We start from the raw sequence: 17,175 nt of genomic DNA, 5'->3' as shown, positions 1-17,175 counted from the left end.
GCGATCTCTCTGACATTTGTCATGTCCGCCTATGACAGCGCGCACTGCCGAACGGCCCCGGCCGCCGGGACGCTGAAGTCATGAAAACCGACGAACACGAGCACGTGATCGAGGTCACCGACCTCAAGCGTGTGTACGGGGGCGGGTTCGAAGCTGTGCGCGGGATCACGTTCGGCGTGACCCGCGGTGAGGTCTTCGCGCTGCTGGGCACCAACGGCGCCGGCAAGACGTCCACGGTCGAGCTGCTGGAAGGGCTCGCCCCGCCGACCGAGGGCCGGGTGCGGGTGCTCGGGCACGATCCGCACGGCGAGCGGGAGGTCGTACGGCCGCGCACCGGGGTCATGTTGCAGGAGGGCGGGTTCCCGGCGGAGCTGACCGTCGCCGAGACCGTACGGATGTGGGCGGGCTGCACCAGCGGCGCCCGGCCGGTCGGCGAGGCGCTGGAGACCGTCGGGCTCGGGAAGCGGGCCAAGGTACGGGTGAAGCAGCTGTCCGGCGGCGAACGGCGGCGGCTGGACCTGGCGCTCGCGCTGCTCGGCGACCCCGAGGTGCTGTTCCTCGACGAGCCGACGACCGGACTGGACGCCGAAGGCCGCCGCGAGACCTGGGACTTGGTGCGCGCGCTGCGCGACGGCGGTACGACCGTGCTGCTCACCACGCACTACCTGGAGGAGGCCGAGCAGCTGGCCGACCGGCTGGCGATCCTCCACGAGGGGCGCATCGCGGCGAGCGGCACCCCGGACGAGGTGACCGCGGCCCAGCCGTCCCGGATCTCCTTCGAACTGCCCGAGGGCTACTTCCTCGGCGACCTGCCCGCCCTCGGCGAGCTGGGCGTCGTCGGCCACGACGTCGACGGCAGGACCGTACGGCTGCGGACGTACGAGTTGCAGCGGGCGGCCACCGGCCTGCTGGTGTGGGCGCGGGACGCCGGGGTGGAGCTGCGGAGGCTGGACGCGCGGTCCGCGTCGCTGGAGGAGGCGTTCCTGGGGATCGCCGGGCGGGCGTCGGCCCTCGCGGCGCACAAGGAGGGGTCCGGCGTATGAGCACCACGACTGTCGCGGGGCGGATGGGCGCGCTGGCGCGGGCCGAACTGACCCTGCTCGGGCGCAGCAAGGCCACACTCGTCGCCGCGGTGATCGTGCCGCTGGCGCTGCCGTTCAGCGTGCGCGGCGCGGTCGACGAGATGGACCTCGAGGGCGCGGGGCTGACCGTCGGCACCGTGATCCTGCCCGCCGCCGTCGGCTTCTCCCTGCTGTTCGCCGTCTACGCCTCCCTCACCACCGCCTACGTCACCCGCCGCGAGGAGCTGGTGCTCAAGCGGCTGCGCACCGGCGAGCTGCGGGACCGGGAGATCCTGGTCGGCGCCGCGCTGCCGGCGTCCGGGATCGGGCTCGCGCAGTGTCTGCTGGTCGCGGTGGGCAGTGCGGTGGTGCTGGACGTCGGTGCCCCGTCCGCGCCCCATCTCGCCGTGGCGGGCGTGCTGTTGGGGATCGTGATGTGCGGGGCGCTGGCCGGGGTCACCGCGGCCTTCACCAGGACCGCGGAGAGCGCCCAGGTGACCGGGCTGCCGATGATGTTCGTCTCCATGCTGGGCTCCGGCATCACCGTCCCGCTGGAGGTGCTGCCCGAAGGGCTGGCGTCCGTCTGCGAACTGCTGCCGCTGACCCCGGTGATCGCACTGGTGCGGGGCGGCTGGACCGGGGACCTCTCCGGCTCCGAGGCGCTGGGCGACCTCGCCACCGCGCTGGCCTGGACCGCACTCGCCGTGTTTGCTGTACGGCGGTGGTTCCGGTGGGAGCCGCGACGCTGACGGACGGGGGTGGCGGGCAGGTGTCCGGGCCGGGGAGATGGTGGCGGCGCAAGAGCACGCCGGCGAAGGTCGAGACGTACACGCGGTGGTCGTTCCACTTCTTCGCGGTGGCCGAGGTTGCGGTGTTCGGCCTCCCGGCCCTCGGCGAGGTGCCGCTGCCGTACGCGCCCTGGGTGTGCCTGATGGTGTGCGCGCACGCGGCGTTCGGCGCGGTGGTGGGCAGCCGGGCGCTGGACTGGACGCGCGGGCGGCGGGCGCAGCCGCTGCGGCTGATGTCGGCGTTCGGGGTGACCAGCGCGGTGTTCGCGGGCGTCACGCTCTGGCTCGTCGACCGTGGCCTGGACGGTGAGGAAGCCGCGACCGCGCTGGGCGCGGTGACCGGTGGTCTGGTCTTCTTCGGCGTCGGGATGATCACGCTCGGCATCCGCAGCAGGCGCCGGGTGCCGGCGCTGGTGCTCGGCTTCTCGGCGGGCCTTGGCCTGTTCGCCCTGGCGCTGGGAGCCGTCATGAGCGCCGCGCTGATCACGGCGCTGACGGCACTGCTGGGCACCGGCTTCTTCGCCATGACCTCGGTGTTCTCCGTCTGGCTGCTCAACGCCGTCTACGAACTCGACGAGGCCCGCGAGACCCGGGCCCGGCTCGCCGTCGCGGAGGAGCGGCTGCGGTTCGGGCGCGACCTGCACGACGTCATCGGCCGGAACCTCGCGGTCATCGCCCTGAAGAGCGAGCTGTCCGTGCAGCTCGCCCGGCGGGGGCGGGAGGAGGCCGTCGAGCAGATGATCGAGGTGCAGCGGATCGCGGCGGAGTCGCAGCGGGAGGTGCGGGACGTCGTACGCGGCTACCGGGAGGCGGACCTCGGGGTCGAACTCCTGGGCGCGCAGGGTGTCCTGAAGGCCGCCGGGATCGACTGCGAGGTCACCGGCGAGACGGCCGGACTGCCCGCCGAGGTGCAGTCGGCACTCGCCTGGGTGGTGCGCGAGGCCACGACGAACGTGCTGCGGCACGGAGATGCCCGGCGGTGTTCCGTGGGGCTGCTGATGTCCGAGGGACGTGTGGTGCTGACAGTGGAGAACGACGGCGCCGAGACCGCCGCCGGAAGCGGCGGCGGAGGCACCGGCCTCGCGGGACTGCGGGAGCGGCTGCGGGCGGTGGACGGCACGCTGGAGGCCGGGCCGGCCGGGGCCGGGGTGTTTCGGGTGGTGGCCAGGGTGCCGGTGGGAGAGGCCGTGACCGGGGACGCCGTTGCCTGCGCGCCCGTGGCCGTGGACGTCGTCGCCGGGGAGGCCGTGGCCGACGAGCGGGGGGCTGCGGCGTGAGTGTGCGGGTGTTGCTCGCCGACGACGAGCACCTCATCCGGGGGGCACTGGCCGCGTTGCTCTCGCTCGAGGACGATCTGCTCGTCGTCGCGGAGGCGGCGAGCGGGCCGGAGGCGCTGGCGATGGCACGGGCGCACGCGCCCGATGTGGCGGTGCTCGATCTGCAGATGCCGGGCGCCGACGGTGTGAAGGTCGCCACATCGCTGCGGACGGAGCTGCCCGGGTGCCGGGTGCTGATCGTGACCAGTCACGGGAGGCCCGGGCATCTGAAGCGGGCCCTCGCGGCCGGTGTGCGGGGGTTCGTCCCGAAGACGGTCAGCGCCCAGCGGCTCGCCGAGATCATCCGGACCGTGCACGCCGGAAACCGGTACGTGGATCCGGAGTTGGCCGCCGACGCGATCTCCGCCGGGGACTCGCCGCTCACCGCGCGCGAGGCCGAGGTGCTGGAGCTGGCCGCCGACGGGGCGCCGGTCGCGGAGATCGCCGAGCGGGCCGCGCTGTCCCAGGGGACCGTCCGGAACTACCTCTCGTCGGCCGTCTCGAAGCTCGGCGTGGAGAACCGGCATGCGGCGGTGCGTCTCGCACGCGAGCGAGGTTGGGTATAGTTGCTCTCGCGCCACGGCGCAACGCGGACGTAGCTCAGTTGGTAGAGCGCAACCTTGCCAAGGTTGAGGTCGCGAGTTCGAGCCTCGTCGTCCGCTCCAGTCACCAAGGCCCCGGTCACCGACCGGGGCCTTCGGCGTGTCAGCTCCAGGCGAGGCCCGTCAGGCGCTCGTACGCCTCCACGTACTTCGCCCGGGTCGCGTCCACGACCTGCTGCGGCAGCGCGGGCGGCGGCTGCTCGCTCTTGCGGTCCCAGCCGGACTCGGCGGAGGTCAGCCAGTCGCGCACGAACTGCTTGTCGTACGACGGCTGCGCGCGCCCCGGCTGCCACTGGTCGGCCGGCCAGAAGCGGGAGGAGTCCGGGGTCAGCACCTCGTCGGCGAGGATCAGGGTGCCGTCCTCGTAGCCGAACTCGAACTTGGTGTCCGCGAGGATGATGCCCCGGTCGCGGGCGATGTCCCGGGCCCGGGAGTAGACGGCGAGGGTCGCCTGGCGCAGCTGGGCGGCGGTCTCGGCGCCGACCTGGCGGGCGACCTCCTCGTAGGAGACGTTCTCGTCGTGCTCGCCGACGGCGGCCTTGGTCGCCGGGGTGAAGATCGGGGCGGGCAGCTCGGAGCCGTCGGTGAGGCCTTCGGGGAGGGCGAGGCCGCAGACCGTACGGGACTCGTTGTACTCGGCCAGGCCGGAGCCGGTGAGATACCCGCGGGCCACGCACTCCACCTGGACCATCCGCAGCGACTTGCACACCAGGGTGCGGCCCGCCCAGTCGGCGGGGGCGCCCTCGGGCAGCTCGGTGCTCAGGACGTGGCTGGGTACCAGGTCGGCGAGCTGGTCGAACCACCACAGGGAGAGCTGGGTGAGGACCCGGCCCTTGTCGGGGATCTCGGTCGGCAGCACCCAGTCGTAGGCGGAGATGCGGTCGCTGGCGACCATCACGAGGTCGCCCGCCTCGTTCTGGTACAGGTCGCGCACCTTGCCGGTGTGCAGATGTACCAGACCCGGAACCTGGAGCGGCTCGGGCTTTTCGACGAATCCGGACACGGTTCCTCCCCGTGGTTCTGTCCAATGGCTCGATTCTCCCGTACGGGAGAGTGATCACGGACAGTGGGTCAGTCACGTTTGCAGATGCGGTCCAGAAGGTTGGCGGTGGCGCGCTGGATACGCCGGTCGACGTGGCCCGGGCGGTCCAGTGCCGGGGACCAGGCGAAGGTTCCGGACGCGAAGACCCAGGCGCCGGAGGGGGCGCGGTAGAGGGACGTCTCCTGGTGGCGGGTGACGCCGTCGGCGTCGGTGTAGGGCGAGTGGGCGAGCAGGACGCGCTCGTCGTGCTCGGGGAGCGGGGCGCGCGGGAAGTACCGGTCGGCCTCACCGGCGACCAGGCCCGCGATCTCGTCGCCCTCGTGGGCGCCGGTCGCCTCCCACAGCCAGTGGCCGGCGTTGCGGACGATCAGCGGGTGGGGCTCGGGGACCTGGCCGGCGTACTGGATGCCCAGCAGTTCCTGTTCGGGGCGGTCGATCTCGCGCCACAGCACGGGCTTGCCGGGGCCCTGGCGCTTGCGGCAGGTGAGGAGGCGGTCGGGGCTGCCGGACGGGGACGGGCCCAGTTCGACCTGCCAGTACACCGAGTTGGAGGAGAGGAACACCAGGGAGGTGCCGTGGTCGCGGGCCTGCTCGGCGGCGCGGCGCATCGGCACGGACCAGTACTCGTCGTGGCCGGGGAAGATCAGGGCCTGGTAGCGGGCGGGGTCGATCCGGCCGGCGTGCAGATCGCGGGCGTCGGCGTAGGCGAGGTCGTAGCCGTAGCGCTCGGCCCAGCGGATGACGTCGTAGGCGTGTCCGACGTGCAGCGGGAGGCCCGCGCCGGCGTATGGCCGGTCGAAGGAGACGGTCGTCGCGGCGTCGCGCTCGCCGAGCAGCCGGCCGTCCTCGTCCCAGGCGTGGTAGAGGCTCGCGCCGGTGCGGCCGTCCTCCGGGTAGAGGTTGTACGCCTGCCAGGTGACGTCCGGCAGCACCAGCAGGAAGTCGGCCGGGCGGTCGTCGCGGACCGTGAAGGGCACGTGGGAGCGGTAGCCGTCGGCGGTGGTGAGGACGGCCACGTAGGCGCCGATGGGCCAGTGGGGCGGGACCTGGAGCCGCCAGGACAGCCACCAGTGGTGGCAGGAGACCGTGCGCTCGGCGGCGAGCGGCGCGGACTGGACGATGCCGGAGAGGCGGGGGCTGGTGGTGATCTTCGCGGCGCCGTCGCCCCCGTAGTGGCCGATGCGGTAGACGTCGACGCCGAATTCCTGGGGCGGGTCGACGGTGATGTGGAAGTCGACGGCCTCGCCGGGGGCGACCGCGCCGGTGGAGGCGAAGCCCTTGATCTGCCTGCGCACGTCGTCGGCGGAGCGGATGGCGCCGGGGGCGCTGCGGGGGGCGGGGACGCGGGCGCCGGTCCTGCGGCGGCCGTCGGGGGTGTCGGGGGCCGGCTCCACGTCGACGTACCAGGGGACGACCTGGCCGGTGTCGTCGAAGTAGGTCTCGCTGCCGCGCAGCCAGGGGAGCGGGCCCTGGCCGAAGGGGTCCGTCACGGCGTGCGCGAGTGCTCCCGACTCCCAGCGGCGGATGTGGTCCGAGCCCATGGTCCGTGCTCCCCTCCCTTGGGCCCCCGTGTGCCGTGGTGCGTGTGCGTGCGGTGCCTGGTGCCTGCGGTGCCTGATGCCTGCGCTGCCTGCGGTGCCTGCGATGCGTTTTCGGTGTGCTGCTGTGCCGCCTGTGCGTAGCGGTGGGGTGGCGATCTGGTGTGGCGTTCTTGTGCTTGTCGTATGTCGCAAGCCTTTGCCATGTGCCTGTTCGGTCCCAGCACATCACATTACGCACGGACTCCGTCACCGTTCGTTTCGAATTGACCGAAAGCGGAACTGCGGGCTCCGGGAAAGGGGGTTCTCGGGAGGGCCCTCAGACGAGCCGTACCGGCTTCTCCGGGCGTATGCCGACCTCGGTCAGCCAGGCACGGAGCGGGGCCGGATCGCCGTCCTCTATGAGGCTCAGGACCTTCGGGGCCAGATCGGCCGCCCGTTCGCCCTTGATCAGGAGGGAAGGGCCGTCGAGCCAGTCCAGGCCGGGAGTCGCGCCCGCGGTGTCCATCGCGGCGCAGCAGACCATCGCCGTGATGTGGTCGGCGAGCAGTTCGCGTGGGGTGCGCGGGGACTGGAGGGGGAAGAGCGGGAGGGTGCCGTCGTCCCAGAGCGGGATGTCCGGCGTCGTGGCGGCGGGGGCCGCCGTCGGGGGTGCGGCGGTGGCGGCGGTCTCCTCCTCGCGGGTGAGCTCGTCGGTGAGGCCGGCGGCCAGCGCGGCGCAGCGGGGGTTGGAGGGGGAGAGCTGGTCGGGGTCGGTGCCGTCGTCCAGGTCCGCGTCGAGGTTCGTGTCCAGGTCCGGGTCCAGGTCCCGGGGGGCGGGGGCGGCCGGGTCCGTGGGCGGCTGGGCGTCGGGGGCGGGGTGCCTGCGGGGCTGCGGTGTCAGGCCCTCGCGAGGTTGGTGGGGGTCATGCGGCTGGTGAGGCCGGCCCGTGAGGTGGTCGAGGACGCGGGCCAGGGTCGGGCCCTGCGCGTCGGGCGCGGTGCGGCGCACGCCGAGGGTGTCGAGGACGCGGTGCAGCCGGGCCGCGTCGGTACGCCATTTGCGGTCGACGACCTCCTCCGGGTACTCCTGCCAGTCCACCGGGGACCAGTCCGGGCCCTGCTCAGCCGGGCCGCCGTGGAAGAGGCGGGCGGCGAGCAGCGAGGCGGCCTCGTCCACCGCGCCGGGCTCCTCCAGCAGGTCACAGGCGGGCCGCTCGCCGAGGCGGGAGGTGAAGCCCTCGGCCAGCCGGTCCCGCCGGGAAAGTTCGGTGAGGGCGGCGACGACACCCGCGTCCAGCCGGGAGGGCCAGCGACCCATCCGCCAGGCGGGCAGCGCTACCCGGGTGAGCAGGCGGTCCCAGCCCGCGTACGCCAGGCCGACCTGTTCCTGCGCGACGATGCGGAGTCCGTAGTCCACGGCCTGTGCGCGCTCGGCGGCGGCAGCGGCGACGCCGCGCTCCATCTCGGCGGCGTGCTCCCGGCAGCCGCGCAGCAGCAGCCGGGCCAGCCAGCCTGCGCCGGCGCCGGGCAGGCGGGTCAGCGGACCGCGCCCGGGAGCGGAGGCGACGGCCACCGCGGCGTCCAGCCCCCGCACGAAGCGCCGGGCCGCGGCCAGGTCCGGGTGGGCCGAGGGGCCCGTACCGGCGACGACCGGGGCGAGGACGGCGCGCAGCTCGCCGACGCGCATCCACCACAGGAAGGGCGAGCCGATGACGAGGACGGGCGCGGCCTGCGTACGCCGGTGGACACGGCGGCCGAGGCCGGGCGGCTCGTCGGGGTCGTCGGGCGGCGGAGGCGGGCCGTGGGCCGGATGCGTGCGGTCCTCCAGCCAGCTGTCGCAGTCCGGGGTGAGGGCTATCGCCGAGGGGGCCGGCACGTCGAGGCGGTCGGCGAGGTCGCGCACCAGCCGGTACAGGTCCGGGGCCGCCTGCTCGGCGATCGGGACCGTGGGGCTGACGGCGGGGCGGGCGCGGGCCACGACCAGCGCGAAGGCGCCCGCGGCGAGCAGTACGAGCAGCGCGACCACGCAGACGGCCCAGCGGGCCGCGTCCCAGCCCGGCCCCGTCAGCCGGCCGGTGGAGCCGCCGGCCAGCAGGACCACGGCGACGGCGGCCGGCAGCAGGGCCACGGCCAGCGCGCGGCTGCGTATCCGCAGCACGGCGAGCGCACGGGACCGCGCGGCCTGTGCTCCCGCCTCCACACCCATACCTGTCACGACCCGACCTCACCCCCTCCCAAGCGGGCTGCTCTTGCTGTCCTGGCGTTGCTCACTCCCCCACTGTGGCACCCACGACTGACATCGCAATGCCGGTGGGCCAAGTGCCGGAACACTTGCGCCGCACCCTAGTTGGGGTGTCGCCGCCCGTCAGCCGGATAGGGGATCGGTCACTCGATGGAATGGCTTTGGGGAAAGGTGAGCGACGCAGGGCAAGGGTCAGGCCCCGGATTCTCTGGGAGTCCGGGGCCTGTGCGGTGCGGGTGTCGATGGAGGTCCGGGGCGCTTTACGCGCCTGCCGCCGCCTTCGCCGCGATGTCCGTGCGGTGCTGGGAGCCGTCGAGGCGGATGCGGCCGACCGCCCGGTAGGCGCGCTCGCGGGCCTGGGTGAGGTCCTCGCCGGTCGCGGTGACGGACAGGACGCGGCCACCCGCGCTGACCACGTCGTCGCCGTCGCGCCTGGTGCCGGCGTGCAGCACGTACGCGTGCGGGGCGTCCTGGGCGGCCACCTCGTCCAGACCGGTGATCGGGTCACCGGTGCGGGGGGTGCCGGGGTAGTTGTGCGAGGCGACGACCACGGTGACCGCGGCCTCGTCACTCCAGCGCAGCGGCGCCAGATCGCCGAGGTTGCCGGTCGCGGCGGCCATCAGCAGACCGGCCAGCGGGGTCTTCAGCCGGGCCAGCACGACCTGGGTCTCCGGGTCGCCGAAGCGGGCGTTGAACTCGATGACCCGCACGCCCCGGCCGGTGATGGCCAGACCGGCGTAGAGCAGACCGGAGAACGGCGTGCCGCGGCGGCGCATCTCGTCGACCGTCGGCTGCAGGACGGTCTGCATGACCTCGTCCACCAGCTTCGGGTCCGCCCACGGCAGCGGGGAGTAGGCGCCCATGCCGCCGGTGTTCGGGCCCTCGTCGCCGTCCAGGGCGCGCTTGAAGTCCTGGGCGGGCTGGAGCGGGACCACGGTCTCGCCGTCGGTGACGGCGAAGAGGGAGACCTCGGGGCCGTCCAGGTACTCCTCGATGACGACCCGCTCACAGGCCGCCGCGTGCGCGCGGGCCTGGTCCAGGTCGCTGGTGACGACGACGCCCTTGCCGGCGGCGAGACCGTCGTCCTTGACGACGTACGGCGCGCCGAAGGCGTCGAGGGCCTCGTCGACCTCCTGCGGGGTCGTGCAGACGTACGAGCGGGCCGTGGGCACGCCCGCGCCCGCCATGACGTCCTTGGCGAAGGCCTTGGAGCCCTCCAGCTGCGCGGCCTCCTTCGAGGGGCCGAAGACCGGGATGCCCGCCTCGCGCACCGCGTCGGCGACGCCCGCGACCAGCGGGGCCTCCGGGCCCACGACGACCAGCTCGGCGCCCAGCTCCGTGGCCAGCGCGGTCACCGCCGCGCCGTTGAGGGCGTCGACCTGGTGCAGTTCGGCCACCTCGGCGATGCCGGCGTTGCCGGGTGCGCAGTGCAGCGCGGTCACGGCGGGGTCGAGGGACAGGGAACGGCACAGGGCGTGTTCGCGGGCGCCGCTACCGATGACGAGGACCTTCACGGGGTCAGCCTAACCGGCGCGGGGCGGGTCGGTTTGTGCGGGCTGCTGAAGGGGTGGGGGCGGGGGGATTGTGGGTTTGTCCAAAAACAGGGGTTGGGCAGGGGTCGGACGGGAGTCCGCGGGGCGGACCGCAGGCGTCCGCCGGGGGGCTGACAGGGGTCCGCCGGGGCCTACTCGTTGGTGAACTCCTCCATCACCGTCGCCCCCAGCTCCCTCACGATCAGCTCCTGCCCGGAGAGTGCCGACTCGTCGAGGTCCGGGTCGTCGTCCTCGGGGATGTCGTCCTCGGGGGCGACCGGCACCGGGGCCGGGTCCGGGGCGGGCGGCGCCGGAGACACGGGGGTGGGCGCCGCGGCGGGGGCGGACGCGGAGGCGGAGGCAGAGGCACTGGGGGCGGGCGGGGCCGGGGGCTGCGGCTGGGCGGGGCGCTGGGGCGCGGCCGTACCGCCACCGCCGTAGCCGCCGGTGGCCGGGCCGCCGCCGTAGCCGCCGCTGCTGAAGCCGGGGGCGCCGGAGCCGCCGGTCGGTGCGGAACCGCCGGACGGGTCGACGATCGCGTCGATCTTCCACTGCACGTTGAACTGCTCGGCGAGCGCCTGCCGCAGCACGTCCTCGCTGCCGCTGCTCGCGAAGTTGTCGCGGGCTCCCGCGTTGACGAAGCCGAGCTGGAGGGTGGTGCCGTCGAAGCCGGTCACCTGGGCGTTCTGGCTGAGCAGGATCCAGGTGAAGCGGCGGCGGTTCTTCACCGCCTCCAGGATGTTCGGCCACAGGGCACGGGGGTCGAGCCCGCCGGGCGCGGGGACCTGGGCGGGAGACGGTGCGGCGGGGGGCGCGGACGGGGACGGGGCGGTCTGAGCAGGGGCGGGGGCGGGGGCGGCGGCCTGGGGGCGGCTCGCGCCGCCGCCCGGGGACGTGGCGGTGGGCCAGCCGCCGGGCCGACGGCCACTGCCCGCGGCGGTGGCGGTGGGCCAGGCGCCGGGAGCGGGTGCGGCCGCGGCGGCCGCGGGGGCAGCCGGGGCCTCCGTGGGGGCGGGCTGCTGCGGCGGGGCGGCGGGAGGCGCGCTGGGGGCGTGCACGGGGGTCGGCGCGGGTGCCGGAGCCGGGGCCGGTACCGGGGGCTGCGCGGCAGGCGGGGGCGGCGTTCCCTGGCCCTGTATGGGGGCCACGGGCGCCCCGGAGCCCCGTACGGCTGCGCGGGCCGCGGCGGCGCCGCCACCCGGCGGGACGGCCGCGTGTGCCGCGTGGGCGTCCGGACCCGGCGCGTAGGCCATGGCGGGCGCGCCGGCACCCGCCGAGAAGTTCACGCCGCGTTCCAGCCGGTCCAGACGGGCCATGACGGACCGCTCGTCCCCGTAGGCGGCGGGCAGCATGACGCGGGCGCAGATCAGCTCCAGCTGGAGCCGCGGGGAGGTGGCGCCGCGCATCTCGGTCAGGCCCTCGTTGACGAGGTCGGCGGCACGGCTCAGCTCGGCGGCGCCGAAGACGCCGGCCTGGGCCTGCATGCGTTCCAGGACGTCCGCCGGGGCGTCGATGAGGCCCTTCTCGACGGCGTCCGGGACGGCGGCGAGGATCACGAGGTCGCGGAGCCGCTCCAGCAGGTCGGCGACGAACCGCCGGGGGTCGTTGCCGCCCTCGATGACACGGTCCACGACCTCGAAGGCGGCAGCGCCGTCACCCGTGGCGAAGGCCTCGACGACGGAGTCCAGGAGGGACCCGTCGGTGTACCCGAGCAGGGAGGTGGCCATGGCATACGTCACACCCTCCTCCCGAGCGCCGGCGAGCAGCTGGTCCATCACGGACATCGAGTCACGCACGGAGCCGGCACCCGCGCGCACCACCAGCGGCAGCACTCCGTCCTCGACCGGGATGTCCTCCTTCTGGCACACCTCGCCGAGGTAGTCGCGGAGGGTGCCCGGGGGGACGAGCCGGAACGGGTAGTGGTGCGTACGCGACCGGATGGTCCCGATGACCTTCTCGGGCTCGGTCGTGGCGAAGATGAACTTCAGATGCTCCGGGGGCTCCTCGACGACCTTCAGGAGCGCGTTGAAACCGGCCGACGTGACCATGTGGGCCTCGTCGATGATGTAGATCTTGTACCGGCTGGAGGCGGGGCCGAAGAAGGCCTTCTCCCGCAGCTCACGGGCGTCGTCCACACCACCGTGGGAAGCGGCGTCGATCTCGATGACGTCGATGGATCCGGGACCGTTCCTGGCGAGGTCACGGCACGACTGGCACTCCCCGCAGGGTGTCGGGGTGGGACCTTGCTCACAGTTCAGGCAGCGGGCGAGGATCCGCGCGCTGGTCGTCTTGCCGCACCCGCGCGGACCGCTGAACAGGTACGCGTGATTGACCCGGTTGTTCCGCAGCGCCTGCTGCAACGGGTCGGTGACATGCTCCTGCCCGATGACCTCGGCGAACGACTCCGGGCGATAGCGGCGGTACAGCGCGAGAGACGACACGCTTACGAGGTTATAGGCGCCCACTGACAACCTGCCCCGCCCGAAGATCCACACCCCGGAACGCAAGCGCCCCCCACGCACCCGCCAGAGCCGACCTACCCTTGCTGCCTTCCGGCCCTGGGGGAGTTCAGTCAGATAGCGCCGCGTGAGGGGCTGCGCCAAGGCTACCTGATGCGAGGGGTCGGGAACGAGTTCGCGAGCACTCCTCTCGGTCATGTAATGTTTCCGGCGGAGGATTCGCCTAGAGGCCTAGGGCGCACGCTTGGAAAGCGTGTTGGGGGCAACCCCTCACGAGTTCGAATCTCGTATCCTCCGCCTCCGCCCAGCAGGGCAGTCGAGGGCCCCGACCGGTTCGCCGGTCGGGGCCCTCGTCGTAGACAGGGGTCAGTCCGTCGACGGCGGCGCGGACGAGGTTTCGGGAAGCGGGCTTATGCCGGGTTCGTAATGGGCCCGCAGGTAGATGCGGGTGCGGTCCGGGGCGTAGTCGTGGGCGTACAGGCGGACGCATTGTTCGTCCGATGCCGAGGCGTCGTACGCGGGCGCGCCGGGATCCTGGGAGGCCTCCGTGGCGCCCGGGCAGACGTAGCCGTAGCGCATGCCGGTGCTGAACTTCTCGGGTTCCGGGAGGCCGAGGTGGGCGAAGTCGTGGGGTGGGACGTCGATCACGGCGGCCGTGGGCTTCAGCCACCTGATGCCCTCGGCCCATCTGGAGTCGGTCCGCCGGGGCGTCTCCTGGCTGCCGGCGCACGCGGTCGGGCCGACCGGGACGGCCAGCACCACGACGGCCGTCCACGTGAGTCGCCGCACCCGGGGCGCCGGGTGCCGGGTTCCTCGGGGCGGCAGTGGCCCCGCTGGTGACGTCTGTGTCCGATCTGGTGTTCAAGGGATCAGTCGCTGTTCCTTCGCCGTCGCCACCGCGCCCGCGCGCGTGGTGACGCCCAGTTTTTCGTAGATGCGGCGCAGGTGGGTTTTGACGGTGGCCTCGCTGATGAAGAGGGTGCGGGCGATGTCGCGGTTGGTGAGGCCCTGGACGAGGTGGCCGAGGATGTCGCGTTCGCGTGGGGTGAGGGTGGGGCGTGGGGTGCGCAGGTGGGCCATGACACGACCCGCGACGGGGGGTGAGAGGGCCGTGCGGCCCTGGGCGGCGGCGTGGATCGCGGCGAAGAGTTCCTCGGGGCGCTCGGCCTTGAGGAGGTAGCCGGTGGCGCCGGCCTCGATGGCGCGGGTGATGTCCGCGTCGGTGTCGTAGGTGGTGAGGACCAGGACGTGGGGTGCCGGGTCGGTCATGGCGAGGATGCGGCGGGTCGTCTCCACGCCGTCGATGCCCTCGCCGAGCTGGAGGTCCATCAGGACGACGTCCGGGGACAGTTTGCGGGTCAGCGCGATGGCCTCCTCGCCTGTCGCCGCCTCGCCGGTCACCTCGATGTCCGGGGCGCTCGACAGCAGGGCGCGCAGGCCGGCGCGGACGACCGCGTGGTCGTCGCAGAGGAGGATCCGTACGGTCGTCGCCGTCATCGGGGCTCCGTGGGGGTCGTCAGCGGGATCGCGGCCGACACGACCGTGCCTTCGCCGGGGGCCGACTCGATCGTCAGGGTGCCGCCCAGCTGGCGGAGGCGGGCGCGGATGGCGGGGAGGCCGTGGCCGCGCACGTCGCGTGCGGGGGCGGGTGTGCGGGGGTCGAAGCCGCGGCCGTCGTCGGCCACGTCCAGCACGATCTGGTCGTCCAGGCAGGTCAGGGTGAGGGTCGCCGTGGTGGCGGCCGCGTGTTCGCGGACGTTGGCGAGGGCGCCCTGCGCGATGCGCAGCAGGGCTGATTCGACCAGGGCGGGCAGCGGGGCCGCCGGGGTGCCCTCGGTGTGCAGCCGGACGGTGAGGTGGGCGTCGCTCTCCCGCTCGGCCAGCGCGGCGAGGGCGTGGCCGATGCCGGTGCCGCCCGCGAGGTCGGCCGGGGTGAGGTCGTGGACGAAGCGGCGGGCCTCGGCGAGGTTGTGTTCGGCGACGGAGGCGGCCGTACGGATGTGGGAGCGCGCGGTGGCCGGGTCGGTCTCCCAGACCCGGTCCGCCGCCTGCAGCAGCATCCGCTGGCTGGACAGGCCCTGGGCGACGGTGTCGTGGATCTCCCGGGCGAGGCGTTCCCGTTCGGCCAGCATGCCTTCGCGGCGTTCGGTGGCGGCGAGGACGCGGCGGGTGCGGACGAGGTCGTCGATGAGGGCGCGCTGGCGGGCCGACTGGCGTTCCATGGTGACGAACACCGTGGTGGCGATCGCGGCCACGGCCGGGGGTGCGAGGAGGACGTTCGGGTCGGCCCAGCCCGCCAGTTTCAGCTGGGCCGCCACCACGAGTGCGGTGAGCAGCACGACCAGGGTGATGGCCGCGCGGAGCGGCAGGGTGCGCAGGCCGGTGTAGAAGAGCGGGACCGCGCACCAGGCGAAGCTCGGCGCCAGTGCCACCAGCGCGGCCCAGGCGGCCACCACCGCGCCGAGCCAGATCATCCGGCGCGCGGTGAGGCGGGCGCCGAGGGCCGGGCCCAGCACGTACAGCGCGGCCAGCAGCACGGACAGGGCGATGATCCACGGGGTGCGGGGTTCGGGGCCGTGCCGGGCGAGGTAGCGGGCGAGGGAGGCGCCGAGCAGCACGAAGAAGGCGGAGTGCATGACGACGGCGAGGGTGGTGCGGGCATCGCGTCCGGTCTCCCGTACGTCGCGGTCGTCCGCCGGGGCATGCGTCACGGGCTTCACCGCCTCTCGCGCCGAATCCTTCGCCGCTTCCGCACTGAGCTGGGCAAACACCTTCATTGTCGGCCCTGGGAGGCGGGGTGGGGTCAGCCGTTCGGATGACCCGGGTCAGCTGATCCGTACCGGGCGGGCCACCGTCACCTGGTCGAACTCCGACAGCCGCACGGTCGTCCTCATGGTCCACGTGCCCGGGACGGGCAGGTCGAGGCTGTCGGTGGCCCAGTAGCCGCCGCGGTCGGCCAGTTCGGCGTCGATGGGGCCGATGTCCTGGGCGGGCAGGGTGAAGGTGAGGCGGAGTTCGGGGACCGTGGCGACGCCGCCGTCGGCGCCGAAGACGACCGCCTGAACGGAGTTCTCGCCGGTGCGGGCCGGGTCCAGGGTGATCTGCACCTTGCCGCTGCCGCCGGGGGTGCCCACGTCGAAGGGGACGGTCGTGGTCGTGGTGGGGGGCAGCACGGTCGTCTGTCCGGCCGCCGCGGCCTCGTTCTCGGCGCGGCCCGGGAGGGTGCCTGTCAGGAGGGTGGTGATCAGGAGCACCGCCACGCCCACCGCTGCCTCGACGAGGACCGAGCGGCGCAGACGGCGCTGGTCGAGCGGACGCTCCGGCTCGGAAGCGGCCCCGGGCCCGGGCCCCGGCTCGGGCTCCGGCTCGGGAAGCGGTCCGCCCACCGGCTCCGGCACCCTCTCCCGTACGGTCGTCCGCTCCCCCGGCACCCGTATCAGCCGCCGCGACACCCCCGCCGCCGCCAGCAGCAGCGCGACGCCGGCGAGTTTGGCGAGCAGGAGACGGCCGTACGACGTCTGAGTGAGCGCGTCGAACGAGCCCAGGCCGCGCCAGGACTGGTAGGTGCCGGTGACGGCGAGGACGGTCACGGAGGCGAAGGCGAGCCGGGAGAAGCGGTGCACGGGGCCGGCGGGGAGGGTGCCGTGGCGCAGGCTGGTCAGCAGCGCGGCGAGGCCGCCCAGCCAGGCCGCCGTCGCCAGCAGGTGCAGCACCGAGGACGTCATCGCCACCGGCACCTGGATCCCCGCGGAGGCGTGCTCGGCGGCGGCCCAGGTGAGGGCCAGGCCCACGGCGAGGGGGACGTGGACGGCCGGCAGGGGGCGCCTGGGGAGCCGTACGAGCAGCAGGAGCAGGGCCACTCGGGCCAGCAGGGCCATGCCGGGGCGGCCTGTCAGGGTGCGGGTGAGGGCGGCGGGGTCGAAGGCCGTCCAGGGTGCCGTGCCCGTCTCGTACGGGGCACGCAGCAGGAACAGGGCGAGGGTGGACAGCAGCAGGGCCCACCAGCCGGTGACGAGCAGGCGGCGCAGCGGGCGGGGGTCGGGTGGGCGGCAGACTGCGATGAAGGCAGCCGTGCCGAGGAGCAGGGCGGCGGCGAGGTACGCGAGGTGGCGGGCGAGGGTGTGCAGGGCCTTGGTCGCCGGGTGCTCGGGCGGGCCGGTGTCCGGTACGGCCGTCGTGCGGGTGGCCTTGCCGACGGAGAAGGTGAAGACGCCGGAGACGGGGTGGCTGTCGGCGGAGACCACCCGCCAGGCCACGGTGTAGGTGCCGGTGCGCAGGCCGTCGGGCAGGGTGACGCGGACCCGGTCGTCGCCGCCGGGTACGTGACGCGGCTCCTCGACGTGGACCCGCCGATTGTCTGGGCCGAGGAGCCGTACGGAGCCGTCGAGCAGGCCGACGGACTCGGTGAAGTCCAGGGTGAGGGCGCGCGGCGCCGATTTCAGGACGGTGCCGTCGCGGGGGTCGGTGCCGGCGAGGGCGGCGTGCGCGGAGGCGGGGGCGGCGGAGCCGAGGAGGAGCAGGATCAGCAGTACCGCCGTCAGCGCCGGCCGGCGGCGCGGTCGTCCGCCCGTGTGCATCAGATCCGTACTCCCGGTGTCCGCGGCTGCCCTTCG

The 17,175-nt window shown here is 73.9% G+C and carries 13 protein-coding genes, 2 tRNA genes and 1 other RNA gene; 6 read left to right on the top strand and 10 right to left on the bottom strand.

Annotated elements, in window-relative coordinates:
- The first annotated feature begins 80 nt into the window (after positions 1-80).
- The 5 genes from ACSU6L_RS19470 (at position 81) to ACSU6L_RS19450 (ending at position 3,830) form a co-directional block, all read left to right on the top strand.
- Positions 81-1,043, top strand: a complete 963-nt coding sequence (locus ACSU6L_RS19470; RefSeq protein WP_437058478.1) for an ABC transporter ATP-binding protein — start codon at positions 81-83, stop codon at positions 1,041-1,043.
- The gene (locus ACSU6L_RS19465) at positions 1,040-1,810 is read left to right on the top strand and encodes an ABC transporter permease (protein WP_437058476.1); all 771 of its coding nucleotides are present in this window, start codon (positions 1,040-1,042) and stop codon (positions 1,808-1,810) included. Before ACSU6L_RS19470 ends, ACSU6L_RS19465 begins: the two co-directional genes overlap by 4 nt.
- Before the next feature lie 20 nt (positions 1,811-1,830).
- On the top strand, positions 1,831-3,126 hold the full coding sequence (locus tag ACSU6L_RS19460; RefSeq protein WP_437064968.1) for a histidine kinase: 1,296 nt from the start codon (positions 1,831-1,833) through the stop codon (positions 3,124-3,126).
- Positions 3,123-3,731 carry a response regulator transcription factor gene (locus ACSU6L_RS19455; RefSeq protein WP_086170015.1) on the top strand — a complete coding sequence of 203 codons (609 nt, stop codon included), beginning with the start codon at positions 3,123-3,125 and terminating at the stop codon, positions 3,729-3,731. Before ACSU6L_RS19460 ends, ACSU6L_RS19455 begins: the two co-directional genes overlap by 4 nt.
- A 23-nt stretch (positions 3,732-3,754) precedes the next feature.
- Positions 3,755-3,830: transfer RNA gene (locus tag ACSU6L_RS19450), tRNA-Gly, on the top strand.
- Positions 3,831-3,870: 40 nt separating this feature from the next.
- Here ACSU6L_RS19450 and ACSU6L_RS19445 read toward each other — a convergent pair.
- From ACSU6L_RS19445 to ffs, 6 genes are all read right to left on the bottom strand, one after another.
- Positions 3,871-4,770, bottom strand: a complete 900-nt coding sequence (locus ACSU6L_RS19445; RefSeq protein WP_437058474.1) for a phosphoribosylaminoimidazolesuccinocarboxamide synthase — start codon at positions 4,768-4,770, stop codon at positions 3,871-3,873.
- Positions 4,771-4,838: 68 nt separating this feature from the next.
- Positions 4,839-6,350, bottom strand: a complete 1,512-nt coding sequence (locus ACSU6L_RS19440; RefSeq protein ID WP_437058472.1) for a N,N-dimethylformamidase beta subunit family domain-containing protein — start codon at positions 6,348-6,350, stop codon at positions 4,839-4,841.
- Positions 6,351-6,666: 316 nt separating this feature from the next.
- Positions 6,667-8,535, bottom strand: a complete 1,869-nt coding sequence (locus tag ACSU6L_RS19435; RefSeq protein WP_437064966.1) for a hypothetical protein — start codon at positions 8,533-8,535, stop codon at positions 6,667-6,669.
- Positions 8,536-8,831: 296 nt separating this feature from the next.
- A complete protein-coding gene (purD, locus tag ACSU6L_RS19430; RefSeq protein ID WP_437058470.1) occupies positions 8,832-10,085 on the bottom strand; it encodes a phosphoribosylamine--glycine ligase in 1,254 nt (417 codons plus the stop codon).
- A 170-nt stretch (positions 10,086-10,255) separates the two neighbouring features.
- Positions 10,256-12,544, bottom strand: coding sequence for a DNA polymerase III subunit gamma and tau (locus ACSU6L_RS19425; protein WP_437058468.1), 2,289 nt, complete (start codon positions 12,542-12,544; stop codon positions 10,256-10,258).
- Between the two features lie 59 nt (positions 12,545-12,603).
- An RNA gene (ffs, locus tag ACSU6L_RS19420) (signal recognition particle sRNA small type) lies at positions 12,604-12,702 on the bottom strand.
- 72 nt (positions 12,703-12,774) lie between these two features.
- On the opposite strand from ffs, the gene ACSU6L_RS19415 reads away from it, so the two are divergent.
- Positions 12,775-12,859: transfer RNA gene (locus ACSU6L_RS19415), tRNA-Ser, on the top strand.
- A gap of 69 nt (positions 12,860-12,928) precedes the next feature.
- Here the strand turns inward: ACSU6L_RS19415 and ACSU6L_RS19410 are convergent.
- The 4 genes from ACSU6L_RS19410 to ACSU6L_RS19395 all read right to left on the bottom strand — a co-directional run bounded on the left by ACSU6L_RS19410 (position 12,929) and on the right by ACSU6L_RS19395 (position 17,139).
- Positions 12,929-13,351, bottom strand: coding sequence for a hypothetical protein (locus ACSU6L_RS19410; protein ID WP_437058466.1), 423 nt, complete (start codon positions 13,349-13,351; stop codon positions 12,929-12,931).
- A 72-nt stretch (positions 13,352-13,423) separates the two neighbouring features.
- Positions 13,424-14,059: a response regulator gene (locus tag ACSU6L_RS19405; RefSeq protein ID WP_073945136.1), complete on the bottom strand. Its 636-nt coding sequence runs from the start codon at positions 14,057-14,059 to the stop codon at positions 13,424-13,426.
- Positions 14,056-15,198, bottom strand: coding sequence for a sensor histidine kinase (locus ACSU6L_RS19400; protein ID WP_437064964.1), 1,143 nt, complete (start codon positions 15,196-15,198; stop codon positions 14,056-14,058). Before ACSU6L_RS19400 ends, ACSU6L_RS19405 begins: the two co-directional genes overlap by 4 nt.
- Positions 15,199-15,387: 189 nt before the next feature.
- Entirely contained in the window at positions 15,388-17,139 is a 1,752-nt protein-coding gene (locus ACSU6L_RS19395) for a copper resistance CopC/CopD family protein (RefSeq protein ID WP_437058463.1), read from the bottom strand.
- Between the last annotated feature and the right edge of the window lie 36 nt (positions 17,140-17,175).

The organism is Streptomyces sp. enrichment culture (genome assembly GCF_964272855.1).
Lineage (GTDB): Bacteria > Actinomycetota > Actinomycetes > Streptomycetales > Streptomycetaceae > Streptomyces.
The sequence above is the reverse complement of the archived record's forward strand: the minus strand, read 5'-3'. Positions and strand labels throughout refer to the sequence as shown.